17 protein-coding genes and 2 tRNA genes are annotated in these 18,631 nt (G+C 70.4%); 11 read left to right on the top strand and 8 right to left on the bottom strand.

Annotated features, from left to right (window positions below):
* Positions 1–1,693 (top strand): transcription termination factor Rho (rho, locus tag PHA29_RS08545; RefSeq protein WP_270849194.1); only part of this gene is annotated, 1,693 nt, incomplete at its 5' end.
* Between the two features lie 141 nt (positions 1,694–1,834).
* Here the strand turns inward: rho and PHA29_RS08540 are convergent.
* Positions 1,835–2,611 carry an SDR family NAD(P)-dependent oxidoreductase gene (locus PHA29_RS08540; protein WP_270849193.1) on the bottom strand — a complete coding sequence of 259 codons (777 nt, stop codon included), beginning with the start codon at positions 2,609–2,611 and terminating at the stop codon, positions 1,835–1,837.
* Positions 2,612–2,974: 363 nt separating this feature from the next.
* Between PHA29_RS08540 and PHA29_RS08535 the strand changes: the two genes are divergently transcribed.
* The 7 genes from PHA29_RS08535 (at position 2,975) to PHA29_RS08505 (ending at position 8,618) form a co-directional block, all read left to right on the top strand.
* Complete coding sequence (locus tag PHA29_RS08535) at positions 2,975–4,339, top strand: hypothetical protein (RefSeq protein ID WP_270849192.1); 1,365 nt, start codon at positions 2,975–2,977, stop codon at positions 4,337–4,339.
* A 10-nt stretch (positions 4,340–4,349) separates the two neighbouring features.
* Positions 4,350–4,838: a VanZ family protein gene (locus PHA29_RS08530; protein ID WP_270849191.1), complete on the top strand. Its 489-nt coding sequence runs from the start codon at positions 4,350–4,352 to the stop codon at positions 4,836–4,838.
* Positions 4,839–4,969: 131 nt separating this feature from the next.
* Positions 4,970–5,046 (top strand) — tRNA-His (locus PHA29_RS08525).
* A 22-nt stretch (positions 5,047–5,068) separates the two neighbouring features.
* Positions 5,069–5,145, top strand: a tRNA-Lys gene (locus PHA29_RS08520).
* 417 nt (positions 5,146–5,562) lie between these two features.
* Positions 5,563–6,297 (top strand): iron-sulfur cluster assembly scaffold protein, encoded by a 735-nt coding sequence (locus PHA29_RS08515; RefSeq protein ID WP_270405476.1) that lies wholly within the window; start codon positions 5,563–5,565, stop codon positions 6,295–6,297.
* 21 nt (positions 6,298–6,318) lie between these two features.
* Positions 6,319–7,323: a GGGtGRT protein gene (locus tag PHA29_RS08510; RefSeq protein ID WP_270849190.1), complete on the top strand. Its 1,005-nt coding sequence runs from the start codon at positions 6,319–6,321 to the stop codon at positions 7,321–7,323.
* A 254-nt stretch (positions 7,324–7,577) separates the two neighbouring features.
* Positions 7,578–8,618 (top strand): helix-turn-helix transcriptional regulator, encoded by a 1,041-nt coding sequence (locus tag PHA29_RS08505; RefSeq protein WP_270849189.1) that lies wholly within the window; start codon positions 7,578–7,580, stop codon positions 8,616–8,618.
* A 21-nt stretch (positions 8,619–8,639) separates the two neighbouring features.
* Here PHA29_RS08505 and PHA29_RS08500 read toward each other — a convergent pair whose 3' ends face one another.
* From PHA29_RS08500 to sufC, 6 genes are all read right to left on the bottom strand, one after another.
* Positions 8,640–9,953 carry a lysylphosphatidylglycerol synthase transmembrane domain-containing protein gene (locus PHA29_RS08500; protein WP_270849188.1) on the bottom strand — a complete coding sequence of 438 codons (1,314 nt, stop codon included), beginning with the start codon at positions 9,951–9,953 and terminating at the stop codon, positions 8,640–8,642.
* A gap of 206 nt (positions 9,954–10,159) precedes the next feature.
* Complete coding sequence (gene sufU, locus PHA29_RS08495) at positions 10,160–10,588, bottom strand: Fe-S cluster assembly sulfur transfer protein SufU (protein ID WP_270405472.1); 429 nt, start codon at positions 10,586–10,588, stop codon at positions 10,160–10,162.
* 47 nt (positions 10,589–10,635) lie between these two features.
* Positions 10,636–11,913: an aminotransferase class V-fold PLP-dependent enzyme gene (locus tag PHA29_RS08490; RefSeq protein ID WP_270849187.1), complete on the bottom strand. Its 1,278-nt coding sequence runs from the start codon at positions 11,911–11,913 to the stop codon at positions 10,636–10,638.
* Complete coding sequence (locus tag PHA29_RS08485) at positions 11,910–13,187, bottom strand: SufB/SufD family protein (protein WP_270849185.1); 1,278 nt, start codon at positions 13,185–13,187, stop codon at positions 11,910–11,912. Before PHA29_RS08485 ends, PHA29_RS08490 begins: the two co-directional genes overlap by 4 nt.
* The gene (sufB, locus tag PHA29_RS08480) at positions 13,187–14,599 is read right to left on the bottom strand and encodes a Fe-S cluster assembly protein SufB (protein WP_270849184.1); all 1,413 of its coding nucleotides are present in this window, start codon (positions 14,597–14,599) and stop codon (positions 13,187–13,189) included. Before sufB ends, PHA29_RS08485 begins: the two co-directional genes overlap by 1 nt.
* Positions 14,600–14,609: 10 nt before the next feature.
* On the bottom strand, positions 14,610–15,389 hold the full coding sequence (gene sufC / locus PHA29_RS08475; RefSeq protein WP_270575369.1) for a Fe-S cluster assembly ATPase SufC: 780 nt from the start codon (positions 15,387–15,389) through the stop codon (positions 14,610–14,612).
* A gap of 261 nt (positions 15,390–15,650) precedes the next feature.
* On the opposite strand from sufC, the gene PHA29_RS08470 reads away from it, so the two are divergent.
* The 3 genes from PHA29_RS08470 (at position 15,651) to PHA29_RS08460 (ending at position 17,473) form a co-directional block, all read left to right on the top strand.
* Positions 15,651–16,121 (top strand): RrF2 family transcriptional regulator, encoded by a 471-nt coding sequence (locus PHA29_RS08470; protein WP_270849183.1) that lies wholly within the window; start codon positions 15,651–15,653, stop codon positions 16,119–16,121.
* 146 nt (positions 16,122–16,267) lie between these two features.
* On the top strand, positions 16,268–17,155 hold the full coding sequence (locus PHA29_RS08465; protein WP_270849181.1) for a DegV family protein: 888 nt from the start codon (positions 16,268–16,270) through the stop codon (positions 17,153–17,155).
* Between the two features lie 153 nt (positions 17,156–17,308).
* Positions 17,309–17,473: a hypothetical protein gene (locus PHA29_RS08460; RefSeq protein WP_270849179.1), complete on the top strand. Its 165-nt coding sequence runs from the start codon at positions 17,309–17,311 to the stop codon at positions 17,471–17,473.
* A 116-nt stretch (positions 17,474–17,589) separates the two neighbouring features.
* Here PHA29_RS08460 and PHA29_RS08455 read toward each other — a convergent pair.
* The coding region (locus tag PHA29_RS08455) for an RsmB/NOP family class I SAM-dependent RNA methyltransferase (RefSeq protein ID WP_333491387.1) at positions 17,590–18,631 on the bottom strand (1,042 nt) is incomplete at its 5' end.

Raw genomic sequence — 18,631 nt, 5'->3', positions numbered from 1 at the left:
GCAGCAGCAGGCCGCGGAGGAGCCCTCCGCGCAGCCCGCCCCCGCACCCGAGAAGGACGTGAGGCCCGGGCGCGGGCGCCGCGCGAAGGGCGCGCCCGCCGAGGAGCGCCCCGCCGATGCGGGCAAGGCGGCCGAGGACGGCGCGAAGCCGTCGAAGGCCTCCCGTGCGGAGGCGCGCGAGAAGGCCCCCCAGCCCGGTCGCGACGCGAAGGAGGGCAAGGAGCCCAAGGACGCCAAGGACGGCGGCAAGGGCGCCGACCAGCACGCCGAGGCCGCCGAGGGCGGCTCGCGCGAGGGGCGCCGCCGCCACGACCGCGCCTCCCGCAACCAGGAGCGCAACGGCGGCCGGCAGCGGGCCGACCGGGCGGAGCGCAACCGCAACGGCAAGCGCGGCAACCGCTACAACGTCCCCAACGAGCCGACCCTCACCCGCGAGGAGCTCGCCGCCTGCAAGGTCGCCGAGCTGCGCGAGAAGGCGCGCGAGCTCGACCTCGACGTGACGGGCAAGAAGAAGGCGGAGCTCGTCGAGGAGATCTACACCGCGGCGGCGCGCGCCGAGGGCTTCCGCGACATCGAGGGCATCCTGGAGATCGCCAACGAGGGCTTCGGGTACATCCGCGCCCACGGCTACATGCCGACCCGCGACGACGCCTTCGTGCCCGCCAACCTGATCCGCGCGGCGCGCCTTCGCTCCGGCGACCTGATCTCGGGCACGCTGAGGCCGTCGCGCGCCAACGACAAGTACCCGGGTCTCGCCAAGATCCACACGGTGAACGGCCTCGACCCCGAGCAGATCCGGCACCGGCCCAAGTTCTCCGAGCTCACGCCCATCTACCCGAACGAGCCGCTCAAGATGGAGCACGGGCGCGAGTCCATCACGGGCCGCGCCATCGACATCGTGAGCCCCATCGGCAAGGGTCAGCGCGGCCTCATCGTCAGCCCTCCCAAGGCCGGCAAGACCACCGTGCTCAAGCACATCTGCCAGTCCATCGCCATCAACAACCCCGAGGTGCACCTCATCTGCCTGCTGGTGGACGAGCGCCCCGAGGAGGTCACGGACATGGAGCGCTCCATCAAGGGCGACGTGGTGGCCTCGACCTTCGACATGCCCGCCGACAACCACACGCGCGTCTCCGAGCTCGTGATCGAGCGCGCCAAGCGCATCGTGGAGATGGGCGGCGACGTGGTGGTGGTCCTCGACTCCATCACCCGCCTCGCCCGCGCCTACAACCTCGCCGCGCCCGCGTCCGGCCGCATCCTGTCGGGCGGCGTCGACTCCGCTGCCCTCTACCCGCCCAAGCGCTTCCTGGGCGCCGCGCGCAACATCGAGAACGGCGGCTCCCTCACGATCCTCGCCTCGGCGCTCGTCGACACGGGCTCCAAGATGGACGAGGTCATCTTCGAGGAGTTCAAGGGCACCGGCAACATGGAGCTCAAGCTCGACCGCGACCTCGCGGACCGTCGCATCTTCCCGGCGATCGACCCGGTCGCCTCCGGTACGCGCAACGAGGACCTGCTGGTGGACGAGAACATGCGCCCCTTCGTCTGGGGCATCCGCCGCATCCTCGCCAACATGAGCAACACCGAGCGCGCCGCGGCCTCCTTCATCAAGGGGCTCAAGGGCACGAACTCCAACGAGGAGTTCCTCATCAGGACCGCCAAGAAGGCGGCCGACCATCCCGAGGCGCTCTAGGCGCACGGTCCCGCCTGCGTCCGCAGAGGGAATCGGCTATCCGGGCGGCGCGCTTCCGATCGAGGGGCGCGCCGCCCTCGTCGTCTCGGCCGGCTTCCCGCGGGTGCGGCCGCGCCGCGCGGGCGGGCGGCCCGCCGGGCCCTAGAGGATGCCGAGCAGGCGCTCCGCGGCGAGCGCGGCCCGGTAGGGGGCGACGTGCGAGACGGCGTAGAGCGCCTTCATGTCGGGCGAGGGGATGCACAGCGCGCGTCCGGCGCGGACGGCGCGCAGGGCGGCGTCCGCCACGCGGTCGACCCGTTCGAACCCGATCGCGGTCATGCGCGCGGCGGCGCGCCCGTCACCCGGGTCGTCCAGGAACTCGGTCCGCATGAACTTGGGGCACAGGGCGGTGACATGGATGCCGGCGCCCCCGAGCTCGGCATCGAGCGAGCGCGACAGGTCGAGCACGAAGCGCTTCGCGGCAGAGTAGAGGGCCAGGCGCGGCTGGGGGATGAAGGCCGCCACGCTCGAGACGTTCAGGATGCGCGATCCGGGGCGCATGAAGGGGAGCGTGCGGTAGATGAGCTCGACCGGCGCCCGAACGAGCAGCGAGAGCATGCGGGAGGTCTCCTCCCGCGCGATGCCGGCGAAGTCCCCGAACGAGCCGGCCCCCGCGTTGTTGACGAGCAGCGCCACGCGCGCCGCAGGGGTCTCCCGGAGGGCGGACTCGAGCAGGTCGAAGGACACGGGGTCGGTCAGGTCGAGGCAGAAGGGCCTCACGGTCAGGGTGCAGGTGCGCACGAGGGCGTCGAGGCGCTCCGCGCGGCGCGCGACGACCCAGATCTCGTCGACGGGGCCCGCCGCCCCGCTGTCGATGCGGCGGACGAGCTCCCGTCCGAGGCCGGAGGACGCTCCGGTTACGATGGCGATGGATGGCATGGACGCTCCCTTCCTGCGACATGGCATGCGGCACGCTTACCGGACCTTGTTCCCGAAAGGGGGGTGCGCCATGCGCATGCGCCGGCCTTCGTGCGGCGGGGAACCGGCGAGCGCGCGCCGAACTGCGCGAGCGGTTGAGGTATACGGCCCGAAAGGCGGCGACCTTGCATTCGGGCAGTGGTTCTCGCATAATGACACCAGACGATCGCGACGGAAAACGCAGATGAAACGAACCACATCCGTTGCTCGGAACCGATTTCACGGACTCCCGGCTTCATAATCGACGTTTCCCGCGAGCGCAGGCAGGATGCCCGGGCCCTGTGCCCGGCATGCGGTCGATTCGAGGAACCGGAGGAGACGGCTATGGACAAACCCACGCGCACGCATCGCGCACTGACGGCCGGCCTGTCGGCGGGGGCGGGCGTCGCGCTCGGCGCCGCCGCGTTCGCCGCCACCATACCGTTCGACGGCGCGCACGCCGTCGTCGGCGCGTCCGCGGTGCCCTTCGCCGTGGGGACGGTCGCCGGCGTCGGGCTGTTCGCCGCCGGCCTGCGCATCGCGGAGGCACGGGAGGAGCGCGTCGAGCGCGACTACGACGAGGCCGTCCGCGCCGCCAACGCCGGCGCCGCCGCCTACCGCCGCGCCCGCCAGGCCGCGCCCAAGGGCGTCCCGGTGATCGCGCGCGCCCAGGACGCCCTGTCCGAGGAGGAGGCCTGGGCGGACATCGACGAGCTGCTGAGCGCGGACTCGCCGGTGAGCTGCGACCCGGCGCGCTCCAAGGACATCTACGAGATCGCGCTCGAGGAAATGGCCCGCGGGACCCGTGCCGCCGCGCAGGCTCCCGCGGCGGACCCGGCGGCGATCCGGGCGGGTGCCTGGGCGGCGTCCCAGCCGGGTGCGCAGACCGGTGCCTGGGCGGCCCAGACCGCGGCCGGGACCGGTGCGTGGGCGGCTCAGACCGCAGCCGGGACCGGCGCTTGGGCGGCTCAGACCGCGGCAGGGACCGGCGCCTGGGCGGCTCAGACCGCGGCAGGGACCGGCGCCTGGGCGGCGTCCGGCTTCGCGTCCCAGGCCGCGGCCGGGACCGGCGCTTGGGCGGCAGCCGCTCCCGAGGCGGCGCCCCGCCAGGCGAACCCGGCGGACACCTGGGTCCAGATGGCCGCCCCCGCGCAGCAGGGCGGCTGGCAGGCGCCCGCCGTGTCGTGGCCGCAGCAGCAGGCGCCGGCGTACGCCGCGCAGGCCCCTGCGTACCCCGTGCAGGCGCCCCAGCAGGCGCCCGCGGCCGAGTTCGACCCCTTCGCCCCCCAGGATGTGGACGCGTTCCTGTCCTCGGCGGGCTACATCTCGCAGGAGGGGGCCGATGCCCCCGCCATGCATCCCGCCGAGCCCGAGCCCGCCGCGCCGGTCATGGAGGTTCCCATGGCCGACTACTCCGGCCATGAGGACATGTGGGCAGCGGCGCTCGCGATCCTGGCGGAGGACGGCGCGCCGTCCTCGCCGGTCCTCGGCTCCGCGGACCTGGGGAGCACCGACGCCGTCGACCCCGACCGGATGGAGGCCGTCGCGGAGGGCGCCAGCGCCACGGGGATGCACACCCGCGTGAACGAGATCCTCGAGGAGGAGTTCGACCGGGTGCCCTCGCAGAGCATGCGCCATACGAGCCGCGAGTACCTGCGGGTCATCCAGGGCGGCACGATGGCGCTGCCGCGGCTGTCCGCCCAGGCGTGAGCTGGTCGCCTTGACGCATCGCGAACCCGATACCGGTAGGGCGGCGGTCTCGCTGCCGTGGCTTCTCGCGGCGGTCGTCATGATCGCCCTGATTTGGGGCAACTCCCTCGTTCCGGGGGAGGGGAGCTCGTCGATCAGCATGGCGGTCGTGGACGCGGCCCGCGGGCTGCTGGACGCGCTCAGCCTGCCGAGCGGGTGGGTGACGAACTTCCTCGTCCGCAAGACCGCCCATTTCACCGAGTACGCCGTGCTCGGCGTACTCGTGTCCCAGGCGCTCGACCCCGGGGCCTCCGCGCGCGTCGAGCGCATCGTGCTCATCGCGGGCGTGCTCGTCCTGGTCCCCTCCGTCGACGAGGCCATCCAGCTGTCGGTCGCCGGCCGCTCCGGCCAGGTCGCGGACGTCCTGCTGGATTGCTGCGGGGCGGCGTTCGGGTCCGCGCTGCGCTATGCCGCGCCCCGCCGGGGGCGGGCGGGTGCGCGCCGGAGGGGGGACGGGTAGGGCCGGCGTTCAGCCCGTTCCGATGCGCCCGGGTGCCGCACTCCGGCCTTCTCGAAGATTTTCAAAAAAGTGCTTGCGCCGCAGGGGTGCGCCGTGCATAATATACAACGCGCTTTGCAAGAGGGCACATGGTGGGTGTAGCTCAGTTGGCTAGAGCGACGGGTTGTGGTCCCGTAGGTCGAGGGTTCGAGTCCCTTTACCCACCCCATCCTCTCTTGCGCACGTTGAATGGACCGTTAGCTCAGCTGGCTAGAGCAGGGGACTCTTAATCCCAAGGTCCAGGGGTCGAATCCCTGACGGTCCCCCATCCGCCCACAGGCCCCGGCACAGGGGCTTTTTTTATACCGGTCGTCCCCGCATGGATTCGAACCGATGAGGTCGCGAGGCCGAGCGAACGCGTGAGCGTTCGCCGGCGAGCGCTCGAGGGCGGCGCGAGCCGCCCGGAGCAGGCGGACGCCGCAGGCGGACGCGAATCCCTGACGGTCCACCATTCGCACACAGGCCCCGGCACAGGGGCTTTTTTCATACCGGTCCCCCCGCATGGATTCGAACCGATGAGGTCGCGAGGCCGCGCGAACGCGCGATGTTCCCGGGGTGTTCAAATTCACGGCCGTTCGCCGATTTCGCGTTGGCGATTCGCGCTAAAATAGACCCTGCATGTCAGTGCCCGATGCCACCGTCTCGCCGCGGGGCATCGGGGTTGAACACGAAAGAGAGGAGAGGCATGCAGTACACAGCAGAAGTGGAGAACATGTGCCCTGTCACCAAGGGTGCATACCACGGCCCCGCGCCCATCCCGGAGGAGGGCAAGTGGGTTCAGGCCAAGGAGATCTCCGACATCTCCGGCCTCACGCACGGTGTGGGCTGGTGCGCCCCGCAGCAGGGTGCGTGCAAGCTCACCCTCAACGTCAAGGACGGCGTGATCGAGGAGTGCCTCGTCGAGACCCTCGGCTGCTCCGGCATGACCCACTCCGCGGCCATGGCCTCCGAAATCCTCCCCGGTAAGACCATCCTCGAGGCCCTGAACACCGACCTCGTCTGCGACGCCATCAACGTCGCCATGCGCGAGATCTTCCTGCAGATCGTGTACGGCCGCAGCCAGACCGCGTTCTCCGAGGGCGGTCTGCCCGTGGGCGCCTCCCTCGACGACCTCGGCAAGGGTTTGCGCTCCCAGGTCGGCACCATGTTCGGCACCAAGGCCAAGGGCGCCCGCTACCTCGAGCTCTCCCAGGGCTACGTCACCCGCATGGCCCTGAACGACAACAACGAGATCATCGCGTTCGAGTTCCTGAACCTCGGCAAGTTCACCGACGCCCTCAAGAACGGCAAGACGCCGGAGGAGGCCATCGCCGGCGCCATGGGCCGCTACGGTCAGTGGGATGCCGCGGCCAAGTACATCGATCCGCGCACCGACGAGGAAACCCACACCGTGGACAACGTGTTCCCGGTGCACGAGTAGAGAAAGGGAGGGAATAGAACAATGGCTCTTAGCTTCGAAGGTTACGAGCGCCGCATCGACAAGATCAACGCGTGCCTTGCCGAGAACGGCATCTCCTCCCTCGAGGAGGCCCTGCAGATCTGCCAGGACAAGGGCGTCGACCCGCGTGAGATCGTGGCGGACGTCCAGTCCATCGCGTTCGAGAACGCCAAGTGGGCCTACACGCTCGGCTGCGCAGTCGCCATCAAGAAGGGCGCCAAGACCGCGTCCGAGGCCGCTTCCATGATCGGCGAGGGCATCCAGGCCTTCACCGTCCCGGGCTCCGTCGCCGAGGACCGCAAGGTCGGTCTGGGCCACGGCAACCTGGGCGCCATGCTGCTCGGTGACGACACCGAGTGCTTCGCGTTCCTGGCCGGCCACGAGTCCTTCGCTGCCGCCGAGGGCGCCATCGGCATCGCGATGAACGCCAACAAGGCCCGCAAGAAGCCGCTGCGCGTCATCCTGAACGGCCTCGGCAAGGACGCCGCCCAGATCATCGCCCGCATCAACGGCTTCACCTACGTGAAGACCCAGTTCGACTACTACACCGGCGAGCTCAAGATCGTGGAGACCATCCCGTACTCCGACGGTCCGCGCGCCGAGGTCAACTGCTACGGTGCCGACGATGTCCGCGAGGGCGTCGCCATCATGTGGCACGAGAACGTCGACATCTCCATCACCGGTAACTCCACCAACCCCACGCGCTTCCAGCACCCCGTCGCGGGCACCTACAAGAAGGAGCGCATCGAGGCCGGCAAGAAGTACTTCTCCGTGGCCTCCGGTGGCGGCACCGGCCGTACCCTGCATCCGGACAACATGGCCGCCGGTCCCGCCTCCTACGGCATGACCGACACCATGGGTCGCATGCACTCCGACGCCCAGTTCGCCGGCTCCTCCTCGGTGCCCGCGCACGTCGACATGATGGGCCTCATCGGCATGGGCAACAACCCCATGGTCGGTGCCACCGTCGCCTGCGCCGTCGCCGTCAACGCCGCGCTGAACGCTTAGCGACTCGTAGGACAGGTTCCGCTGTCACACCGCTCCGCCCGGGCCGGCACGCCGCCGCCCGGGCGGTTTTTCATGGCACGGGGGGCTGTTCGCACTTGGGAAAATAGTGCCTGTCACTTTTTTCCCAAGTGCGAACAGCCCCCCGTGCCATGCAATTCCTTCGCGCAACCGAATCGCAACCGGAAGGTGGTGGCGCAACCGCGGCGGCGCATCCAGGATGGGGGCAGGTTAGGACGATCGGAAAGGAGCGTACCATGAGCTTTTCGGACAACCTCTATCGACTGCGGGCGGAGAGGAACATGACGCAGGAGCAGCTCGCGATGCTCATGGGGGTAAGCAGGCAGGCGATCTCGAAATGGGAGGCCGCGCGCGCGTACCCGGAGATGGACAAGCTCGTGAGGCTGTGCGACGTCTTCGGATGCGATCTTGACGAGCTGGTGCGCGGGGACATTCCGACCGGCGCGGCATATCCCGACCGGCGCGTCCCCGTCGATGCCGAGCCGACCGACATCAGCGGTTACGACAGCTGCATGCGCGGCATCGCGCTCATGCTCGCGTCGTCTGCCGCATCGGCCCTGCTCGGAATCGCGGTGCTGTTCGGAACGGCGGGAACGTTCGCGTACGACGGCGGCTCCGGGTTGGTCTTCGCGCCGCTGGTCCCGTTGCTGCGCACCAGCCCCTTCGGTCTGCCGGCGCTCGTGGTCGGGCTGGTTGCGGCGCTTTCGCTTGCGGCACTCGCCGCCAATCGGTATCTGGGATTCACGGGTCGGTTCCCGTACGTGGAGGACTTCTATACGGACGGGCAGCGCGAGCAGACGACGGCGCTCGCACGCCGGGCGCGTATCGTCGCCGCGGTTGCGGGCGCTATCGCCATCGGGGCCTGCTTGGTCAAATCGGGCCCGCTCTGCCATGTGAGCGGCGGGCTCTGCTCCCTGTTCGCCTGGGGCGGCGTCGCGGCGTGGTCATGCCTGTACGCGCAGCTCATGGTCCGCAGGCTCGACGTCGAGCGGTACAACCGGCGCAACGCTGCATCGATCGAGCAGCGCGAGGCCGCGCGTGCCGTCGCGGAGCTGCCGGCGACGCGTGCGCTGGTGCAAGCGAATCCCGAGGTGCCCCGACTGGCGAAGGTGTGGGTGAAGCGCCAGACGGCAATCGCCGCCGCGACCGCGCTCGCCGGGTTCGGGTTGCTCGCCGGTGTGTTCGCGTTGCTGGGATGGCCGATCTGGTTCATTCCGCTCGCGGTCGGCATCACGGCGGCGGTCCTCATCTGGGTCTACATGCCGGTTGCACGGTGAGTGGGAAAAAAGTGACAGGCACTATTTTCCCGGCTTGTCGGTTGGTCGCTTCCGCTTGGGGCGGTAGGCGATGCCGGCGGGGCGCTCGAGCGAACCGCGCTGGCCGCGCGCGACGCGCTCGATGTTCCTGAAGCGCCGTGTCCAGCGCCGGTAGATGCTCTCGCCCGAAGTCGAGCGCATGCCCATGCAGGGCGCGGCGATGAGCACCGGGAGCAGGTACTCGACGCTGCGCCAGATCACGAGGCCGGCGGAGAGGTGCCACCCGAACATGCCGCCGAACAGGTAGGAGAACCCGACCTCGGCCCCGCCCGCGCCTCCGGGCAGGGGGATGGCGTTCACGAGCAGCTCGACCATCGACCCGGACGCCAGGCATACGACCGGGTTCGCCTCGAGGCCGAAGGAGCGCAGGACGAAATAGGGGAGGGCGTACATGCATCCGAGCTGCAGCAGGGTGATGATCTCGACGGCGATGAGCACGCGGCCATGCCGGGCCGCGGACCGGAAGGCGCTCGAGAACGTGGTCACCTGCGTGTCGAGCATGGTCTGGAAGCGCTCGTGGCGCTCGGCGCTCAGGATGTGCAGCGCGCGCCCGACCCTGAGCGCGACGCCCCCGACCTTCTGGATGGGGCCGGGGAGCAGGCAGAGCAGCAGTACGCCGCCCACCTGCACGAACTTGTAGGCGAACATGAAGATGCCGATGAAGGTCACGTCGAGGCCGAGGATCGTGACGTCGGCGAAGGTCTCGAGGAAGTACCCGCCGCAGATGAGGAGCATGAGTGCGGCGAAGATGCCCTCGCCCGCCTCGTAGAGCGTGAAGCGGACGAACTGCAGCGCCGAGGCGTCGGTCAGGGAGAGGCCGGCGCGCGTAAGGCGGTAGATCTGCGAGGGGATGACGCCCGCCCCGCCGGGCGTGAGGCGCATGAAGAAGACGCCGGAGGCCTCGACGCTCATGAGGTCGCGGAACCCGACGGGGGAGTCGTGGTCGGTCGAGGCGAGCACGGCGTAGGCGAGGACGCCGAAGACGTAGTAGCACAGGAAGCAGGCGATGCCCGAGACGATCCAGCCGAGGTCGACGCCCACGAGCGCGCGGAAGAAGTCGTCGATCTGCCCGCTGAAGAAGAGGTACGCCACGTAGACGAGGGCGACGACGCCGAGGAAGACGAAGGTGATCCTGACCTGCTTCATGGAGGAGCGGTCGGCGTCGCGGTCGCGGACCGTGGTCGCGCTGCCGACGTGCAGCTTGGGCGCGCCGCCGCGCCGCTGCTGCTCGGAGGGCTTGCCGGCGCTATCGCCGGGACGTGCGGCGTCGGTGTCGCCCGTGTGCTCTCGCGCCATGCCGCCTCCCGTTCGAATCAGATACCTGTTGAGCAGTGTACCTGCAAACGGGGTTCGGTGCCATGCGGTACGGCGATGCTACAGAATGAACCGAAGCGCGCCGCGCGGCACCCGCAGCGGAAGCGGGCCGCCGCGCGGCGCGTCATGGCGGTGGTGGCAGCGGGGACGCCCCGTCTGTCGCGGTGGCAGCGGGGACGCCCTACGTGTCACCGCTTGTCGTCGAGGATGCCGTCGAGGGTCCGCCAGGCGAGCTCGGCGCACTTCACGCGCGCCGGCATATGCGAGATGTCGCGCAGCTGGGCGGCCTCGTCCAGATCCTCGAAGTCCTCCTCGGTGAGCTCCTCGCCGCGGATCATCGCCAGGAACAGCGCGGACAGGCGACGCGCCTCGTCGACGGTCTCACCGGTGATGAGCTCGGCCATGATGTCGGCGGAGGCCTGGGAGATGGCGCAGCCGTGCCCGGTGAAGCTCGCCTCCTCGATCACGCCGTCCTCGACGCGGAGCTGCAAGGTGAGCTCGTCGCCGCAGCTGGGGTTGATGCCGTCGTGCTCGTGGGTGGGGGAGTCCATCTCGTACTTGTAGTCGGGATGGGAGTTGTGCTCCATGAAGGTTGTCGAGGTGTAGAGGTTGCCCATGGGGATCGCTCCTTCGTGAGAAAAAAGTGCCTGTCCCTATTTTCCCATCAGGCGTGGAAGGTGGACCAGACGGTTTTGAGGCCGGCGACGAGCGCGTCGATGTCGGCGCGGTCGTTGTAGAAGGCGAGGCTCGCGCGGCAGCAGGCGAGGTTCTCGACCTTGAGCCAGGCGAGCAGCGGCTGGGCGCAGTGATGGCCCGCGCGGATGCACACGCCGTCCATGTCGAGGATGCTCGCCACGTCGTGCGGGTGGACGCCGCGCACGTTGAAGCTGATCACGCCGTGATGGCGGTCGGCTTCGGCGGGCCCGATCAGGTCGACGAAGCCGAGGCCCGCGAGCTCGTCCATCGCGTAGCGGACGAGCGCCCGCTCGCGGGAGGCGACGGCCTCGTACCCCACCTGGTCGACGAGGTAGGTGAGGGCGGCGCCCGTGGCGTAGATGCCGGCCGCGTCCTGGGTGCCCGCCTCGAACTTCTCGGGGACCGGGGCCCAGACGGCGCCGGTCTCGGTCACCGAGTCGATCATCTCGCCGCCGGTGAGCATCGGCGGCATGCGCTCCAGCAGCTCGTGGCGGCCCCACAGCACGCCGATGCCCATGGGCCCGAGGGCCTTGTGCGCCGAGAACGCGTAGAAGTCCGCGCCGAGCGCCGCGACGTCGACCGCCATGTGGGGCACGGACTGGGCGCCGTCGACCACCAGGTAGCCCCCGTGCGCGTGCACCGCGCGGCCGATCTGCTCGACGGGGTTCTCGACGCCCATCACGTTCGAGACGTGCCCCACCGCGGCGATCTTGGTGCGCGGGCCGATCTTGGCGGAGATCTCGTCGGCCGGGAGGGTCCCGTCGGGGGCGGGGTAGAGGTAGACGAGCTTCGCGCCGGCGGCCGCGGCCGCCTGCTGCCAGGGGATGAGGTTGGAGTGGTGCTCCATGATGGTGATCGCGACCTCGTCGCCCGGTCCGAGCACGAGCGGGGCGAAGGACTTCGCCACGAGGTTCAGCGATTCGCTCGCGTTGCGCGTGAACACGATGTCGCGCGCGCATGCGCGGCCGCGCTCGTCGACCGCGCCGAGCAGGCGCGCGATCTGCCCGCGGACGGCCGCGATGGCCTCGGTCGCCTCGACGGACAGCGAGTACAGGCCGCGCAGGGGGTTCGCGTTCATGGTCTCGTAGAACCTGCGCTGCGCGTCGAGCACGCAGGCGGGGCGCTGGGCGGTGGCGCCGCTGTCGAGGAAGGCGAGGTTCGGGTTGCCCGCGAGCAGCGGGAAGTCCGCCTTGTAGGGGTTTCGGTCGATGTCCGCCGCAGCGGGCGCCGTCAGGGTGTCGCTCATGCGCGCTCCTCCTCGGTCTCGTCTCGGTCGTCGGCGTCGAAGCGCGGGTCGACGCGGGCGGCCAGGCGCTCGACGTTCGCGCGGACCTGGGCGTCCGGGGCGCCGTTGGCGGCGTCCTCGAGCTTGGCGGTCACGAACAGCGCCTCGGCGGCCTCGGGGGAGAGGCCGCGGCAGCCGAGGTAGAACAGCTGCTCGGGGCGGACGTGGCCGATGGTCGCGCCGTGGTTGCCCGCGACGTCGTCCTCGTCGCACAGGATGGTCGGGACGGTCTTGTTGTCGACGCCCTGGCTGGCGAGCAGCACGGTCTCGCGCTCCGAGCCCTCCGACCCCTTGCAGCCGTGGACGAGGTCGATGGTGCCGCGCAGGACCTTCTTCGCGGTGCCCGTGAGGACGCCGTTGGCGTCCATGTTCGAGACGGTCCTGCGGCCGCGGTGGCGGATCGTGTAGGTGAAGTCGCGCTGCTCCTCGCCGGACGCGAGGTAGCTCGTGGCGACGTCCATGCGGGCGGTGTCGCCGCGCAGGTCGGCCGCGAGGCCGGTCGCGGTGCGCCCGCCGCCGAGGACGACGTGGCGGACGCTCACGCGGGCGCCCTCGTCCAGCACGTACCCGGAGTCGTCGAGGACCGTGAAGCCCTCCTCGGCGGTCACGTAGACGCACACGTCCACATGCGACCGCGCGCCGGCGAAGACGCGGAGCTCGGACCCGACGAGGCCCGCGGCGCCCGCGCCGTCGAGCGACACGGTGAGGGAAAGCGTCGAGTCCTCGGCCGCCACGACGTCGACGCTCGCCGCCGCCGCGCCGCCGGCCTCGCCCGTCACGCGCACGCAGGCGGCCTCGTCGGCGCCGGGCTCGGTGGCGAGCACGACGGTGCCCCCGGCGAGGAAGTTCAGGTAGGAGCGGGCGTCCACGCCGATGCCGGTCTCGAAGGCGGCCGCCACGTCGCCGGCGACCTCCTCGCGGGTCGCCCGCAGCTGGTAGGCGGACAGGGCCGGGGTGTCCAGGTCTTCCAGGGACTCGGCCTCGGCGGTCGCGGCGCGCACGCAGGCGCGGCCGTCATCTTCGTCCCCGCGCGCGGCGTCCAGGCGCTCCTGGAGCGCGGCGAGCGCGCCCTCGAAGCTCGCATGGGTCTCGGTGAGGTCGGAGTCGGCCTCGACCGTCACCGCGCGCACGCGCTCGAGCCCCTCCGGGACCTCCAGGGTCGCTGCGTTCATGCGCAGCCAGCTCCACGTGGGGGCCGGCATGGCGCTCGCGTTGCGTATCTTCAGGGCCTCCATCAGCCGATCGCCCCTTCCATCTCCAGCTTGATCAGATTGTTCATCTCGACGGCGTACTCGAGCGGCAGCTCCTTCGAGATGGGCTCGGCGAAGCCGTTCACGATCATGGTGCGGGCCTCCTCCTCGGAGATGCCGCGGCTCATGAGGTAGAACACCTTGTCGTCGCCGATGCGCCCGATGGTGGCCTCGTGGCCGATGTCCACGTTCTTCGCGCGGATGTCCATGGCCGGGATGGTGTCGCTGCGGCTCTCGTCGTCGAGCATGAGCGACTGGCAGCTGACCGTCGCCGCCGAGCCCTCGGCGGCCGGCGTGGCCACGATGGAGCTGCGGAAGGTCTGGATGCCGCCGCCCTTCGAGATGCCCTTGGTCTCGACGGTGGCCGTCGTCTCGGGCGCGGCGAGGACCATCTTGCAGCCCGTGTCGAGGTTCTGCCCCGCGCCGGCGAAGGTGATGCCGGTGAAGCTGGACTTGGCGCGGCGGCCGGCCAGCACGCTCATGGGGTAGAGGTAGCCCACGTGGCTGCCGAAGGAGCCCGAGATCCACTCGATCTCGCCCTCCTCCTCGCAGCGGGCGCGCTTGGTGTTCAGGTTGTACATGTTCTTGGACCAGTTCTCGATCGTGGAGTAGCGCAGGTGCGCGCGCTTGCCCACGAACAGCTCCACGGCGCCGGCGTGGAGGTTGGCCACGTTGTACTTGGGCGCCGAGCAGCCCTCGATGAAGTGCAGGTCGGCGTCGTCCTCGACGATGATGAGCGTGTGCTCGAACTGCCCGGCCCCCGCGGCGTTCAGGCGGAAGTAGCTCTGCAGGGGGAAGTCGAGCTTCACGCCGGCGGGCACGTAGACGAACGAGCCGCCGCTCCACACGGCGCCGTGCAGCGCCGCGAACTTATGGTCGGTGGGCGGGATGAGGGTCATGAACCTCTCGCGGATCAGGGGCTCCCAGCGCTCGTCGTGCAGGGCCTCCTCGATCCCGGAGTAGACGATGCCCATCTTGGAGGCCGTGTCCTGCATGTTGTGGTACACGAGCTCGCTGTCGTACTGGGCGCCCACGCCGGCGAGGTAGGAGCGCTCGGCCTCGGGGATGCCGAGGCGCTCGAAGGTGTTCTTGATGTCGTCGGGCACGGATTCCCAGTCGGCCTTCTGGTCGGTGTTGGGCTTCACGTAGGTGACGATGTGGTCCATGTCGAGCCCGGCGATGGAGGGCCCCCAGGTGGGGTTGGGCATGGAGTTGTAGATCTCGAGGGACTTCAGGCGGAACTCGAGCATCCAGGCCGGCTCGTCCTTGCGCTCGGAGATCTCGGTGACGATCTCGGGCGTGAGGCCGGCGTCCAGGCGCTCGAAGCCCTCCTCGGAGTCTCGGAAGTCGTAGAGGCTGCGGTCGATGTCCGCGACCTCGGTGCGCTGCTTCGCCATGGCGTCCCCCCTAGCGCGCGCCGGCGGCGGAGCCTGCGTCCGCCTCGCGCTCGAAGCTCTCGAAGCCGTGCTCGTCGATCCAGGGGATGAGCGAGGCGTCGTCCTCGCGGACGATGCGGCCGCCCACCATCACGTGGACGCGGTCGACGTCGAGGTGCTCGAGGATGCGCGTGTTGTGGGTGATCACGATGAGGGAGCCGTCGCAGCTGGCGCGGTAGGCCTCCATGCCGCGCGAGACCACGGACAGCGCGTCGACGTCGAGCCCGGAGTCGGTCTCGTCGAGGATGGCGAGCTTGGGCTGGAGCAGCAGCAGCTGGAGCATCTCGACCTTCTTCTTCTCGCCGCCCGAGAAGCCCACGCCGAGCTCGCGGTTGAGGTAGGCGGGGTCCATGTCGAGCTCGGCGCAGAGCTCCTTCATGCGGCGGCGGAACTCCTTGCCGCGCATCTCGAGGCCGGGGCGCCCGGCGATGGTGGCGCGCAGGAAGCTCGACAGCGGCACGCCGGGGATCTCGACGGGGGCCTGGAACGACAGGAACAGGCCGGCGCGGCTGCGCTTGTCGCAGGTAAGCTCGGTGATGTCGGCGCCGTCGAAGGCGATGGAGCCGCTGTCCACGGTGTAGGCGGGGTCGCCCATGATGACATGGCCCATGGTCGACTTGCCCGCGCCGTTGGGACCCATGAGCACGTGCGTCTCGCCCGCGGCGACCGAGAGGCTCACCTGGTGGAGGATGGTCTTCTCGTCGACCGAGGCGGTGAGGTCCGCGACGTTGAGCAGTGCATCTGTTGACATCGGATGTCCTTCCTCGCAGCTATCGGGTTAAACCCTAGGAATTCTCTCGGGATAAGGATAAGATGTAGCGGACGCGAGTCAAGGGAGAAACCGCGTAATCCCGAGCAATCCACTAAGATTTGGCTTGCTTCCCGGCGCCCCGGTCCGCGCCCGCGGCTCCCGCGCCGGGGAGGGCCGTTCGACGCGACGGCCGCCCCGCGGCGTGGCCCGCGCACCGGACGGCCCGTCCCGGTCCGCTGTGTATCGCAAGGAGGCATGCCCGTGCTCATATCTTCCAAGGGGCGCTACGCGCTGCGCCTGATGATCTACATCGCCGCCTTCGGGGACGAGGAGGGCAAGATCGCCCTGCGCGAGGTCGCCGAGCGCGAGGGCATCTCCCTCAAGTACCTGGAGCAGCTCGTGCGCCCGCTCATGGCCGCGGGGCTGCTGCGCAGCGTGCGCGGCAAGGGGGGCGGCTACATGCTCGCCCGCCCCGCGGACGAGGTGCGCGCCGGCGACATCCTGCGCGCCGCGGAGGGGGACACCGCCCCGGTCGCCTGCGACGGGCTCGAGGGCGCGTGCGGCCGCTCGGACCTCTGCTCGACCGTCCGCTTCTGGGCCGGGCTCGAGGCCGCCATCGACGAGTACGTGGACGGCGTCACGCTGGCCGAGCTCGCCCGCGTGCCCGAGATCAGGCTGGAGGTCGACCTCTCCTCGCTTCCCGCGGGGCGGTCGGACGACCCCGCGCGCTGAGAGGCTCCCGCCCCCGCGGCCTGCCGACCGGCGTACGCCGCATTTCCGATCGACGCGGTGACCTTCGCCGCGCCTGCGATACACTGTACGCACCACTGTAACGAGTCCCGGAGCGCCGCGGGCGTCTCGGGGAGAGGAGCGTGCGCATGGCGGATTACATCATCACCTGCGAGTCGACCGCGGACCTCCCGCGGGAGTTCTTCGAGCGGCGCGAGGTGGGCTACGTCTGCTTCCATTACGAGATGGGCGGGCGGACCTACACCGACGACCTGTACGCCTCGACGACCCCGGACGAGTTCTTCGGCAGCCTGAAGGCCGGGGCGCAGGCGAAGACCTCGCAGGTGGGGACCGGAGAGTACGTCGACTTCTGGGAGCCCTGGCTCAAGGAGGGCAAGGACGTGCTGCACGTCTGCCTCTCGAGCGGCATCTCGGGCACCTACAACTCGGCGTGCCTCGCCGCCGAGACGCTCGCCGCGCGCTACCCCGAGCGCACGGTGCGCGTCATCGACTCGCTGGCCGCCTCCGCCGGGTACGGCCTGCTGATGGAGTACCTGGCCGACAAGCGCGACGAGGGGATGGGCTTCGATGAGCTGGCCGCTTGGGCGGAGGGGCACAAGCTCGAGGTCAACCACTGGTTCTTCGTCTCCGACCTCGACTGCCTGAAGCGCGGCGGACGCGTCTCCGCCACGAGCGCCCTGATCGCGACCGCCCTCAAGATCTGCCCGGTCATGAACGTCGACAGCCAGGGCCGCCTCATCCCGCGCGAGAAGATCCGCACCAAGAGGAAGGCCATCACCGAGCTCGTCCGCAACATGATGGAGCATGTCCGCGACGGCGCCGCCTACACGGGGCGCTGCGCGATCTCGCACTCGAACTGCCTGGCCGACGCGCAGGAGGTCGCCCGCCTGGTCGGCGAGCAGATCCCGGCGCTCGCCGGGAAGGTCGAGATCTGCGATATCGGCACGGTCATCGGCTCCCATACCGGCCCGGGCACCGTCGCCCTGTTCTTCATGGGGGACGAGCGGGTCGACTAGCGGCGCCCCCGGAGCGCCCGTCCCCGCCGTCCCCGTCCGGTCCGCCGGGGGAGCCTCTGTTCTTTCTCGGTGCCCGTGCGGGCGCGCCCCGAGGGGCGCGGGACCTCTGGTACCCTAGGGGGACGCCTGCAGCGCAGATGGGAGGTCGGACGCATGAGCGTCATGGATATCGTGGTCCCGGTGGGCATCTGCATCGCCGCTATCGCGTTCGCCGCAGCGGTCTACTGCATCGTCGTCGCCGTGAAGAGCCGCTCGGAGCGCGAGCGCGGGCCCCATGCCCGGCACCGCGCGCCCGAGCGCGACCGCCGCACCCGGTGACGCACGGCGCCCGGTTCAGGGATCCTCGGGAACGGGCCCTCCCTCCCCACGGCATCGGGGAGGGAGGGCCCGTTCCGCTATCCCGGGGCGCGCCGCGCCCCGCATCGCGCGCGGGGTCAGGACCGCCGCCGCGCCGCGGCCCCCTTCTCGATCCGCACCATGAAGAAGCCCTCGAAGGCGCGGGTCGGGCAGACCGTCAGCGCCCCGGCGACCCGCCCGGGCAGAAGCGGCAGGCCGAGCTCGCCCTCGTCGGCGCCCGCGAGGGCGATGGGCTTGACCTCGCAGTCGCGATGGCGCCTGAGCGCCCGCTCGACCTGGTCCTCGTTCTCCGCGGGCAGCACCGAGCAGGTGGAGTACACGAGCGAGCCGCCGGGCTTGAGGGCGGACAGCGCGCGGTCGAGCAGGGCACGCTGGGATCGGGTGACGCGCTCGAGCAGCTTGGGGGTGATGCGCTCGGCGGCGCGGGGGTCGCCGGCGCGGACGGTGCCCGAGCCGGTGCAGGGGGCGTCGAGCAGGATCTGGTCGAAGGAGAAGAACTCGTCGAGCCTGCGCGCGTCGGTGCGCATGACCTGCACGTTGCGGCAGCCGAGCTTGGCGAGGTTGTGCTCGAGCCGCTCGGCGCGCGGGACGCTCATCTCGCAGGCGGTGAGGTGCGCCGCCCCGCCGGTCAGCGCCGCGATCTGGCTCGTCTTGCCGCCGGGGGCGGCGCACATGTCCAGGATGTCGGCCCCGGCGCGCGGGGCGAGGGCGAGCGGCGGCAGCATGGAGGAGAGGCTCTGCAGGTAGACGAGGCCGTCCCGGTAGATGTCGAGCTCCCAGACGTCGCGCTCGCGGACGCCGTCGGCGAGCGCGAAGGCGTCCGGGTACCAGGGTGCGCGCGCAAAGCCGATGCCCGCCCGCTCGAGTTCGCCGGCGACCGTGTCCGCATCGGTCTTGAGCGCGTTGGCGCGCAGGGTCACGGGGCGCTCCCGCGCGGCGTCGAGGCCCGCCAGGATGCGGTCGGCGACCTCGCCGGGATAGGCGGCCGAGATCTGTTCCTCGAGGAACGCGGGGAGCGGGGCGGTGTCGGTCATGGGATGCCTTTCGGACTGGTCCGGTACGTGCGGGGCGCGCCCGCGCACCCGCGCCCGGCCCCCGGCGTCGAGCGCGCGGCGGCCG

Source organism: Candidatus Collinsella stercoripullorum, from assembly GCF_027669965.1.
GTDB classification, from domain to species: Bacteria; Actinomycetota; Coriobacteriia; order Coriobacteriales; family Coriobacteriaceae; genus Collinsella; species Collinsella stercoripullorum.
Note: the sequence above shows the minus strand (reverse complement) of the source record. Positions and strands in the feature narration are given on the sequence as shown.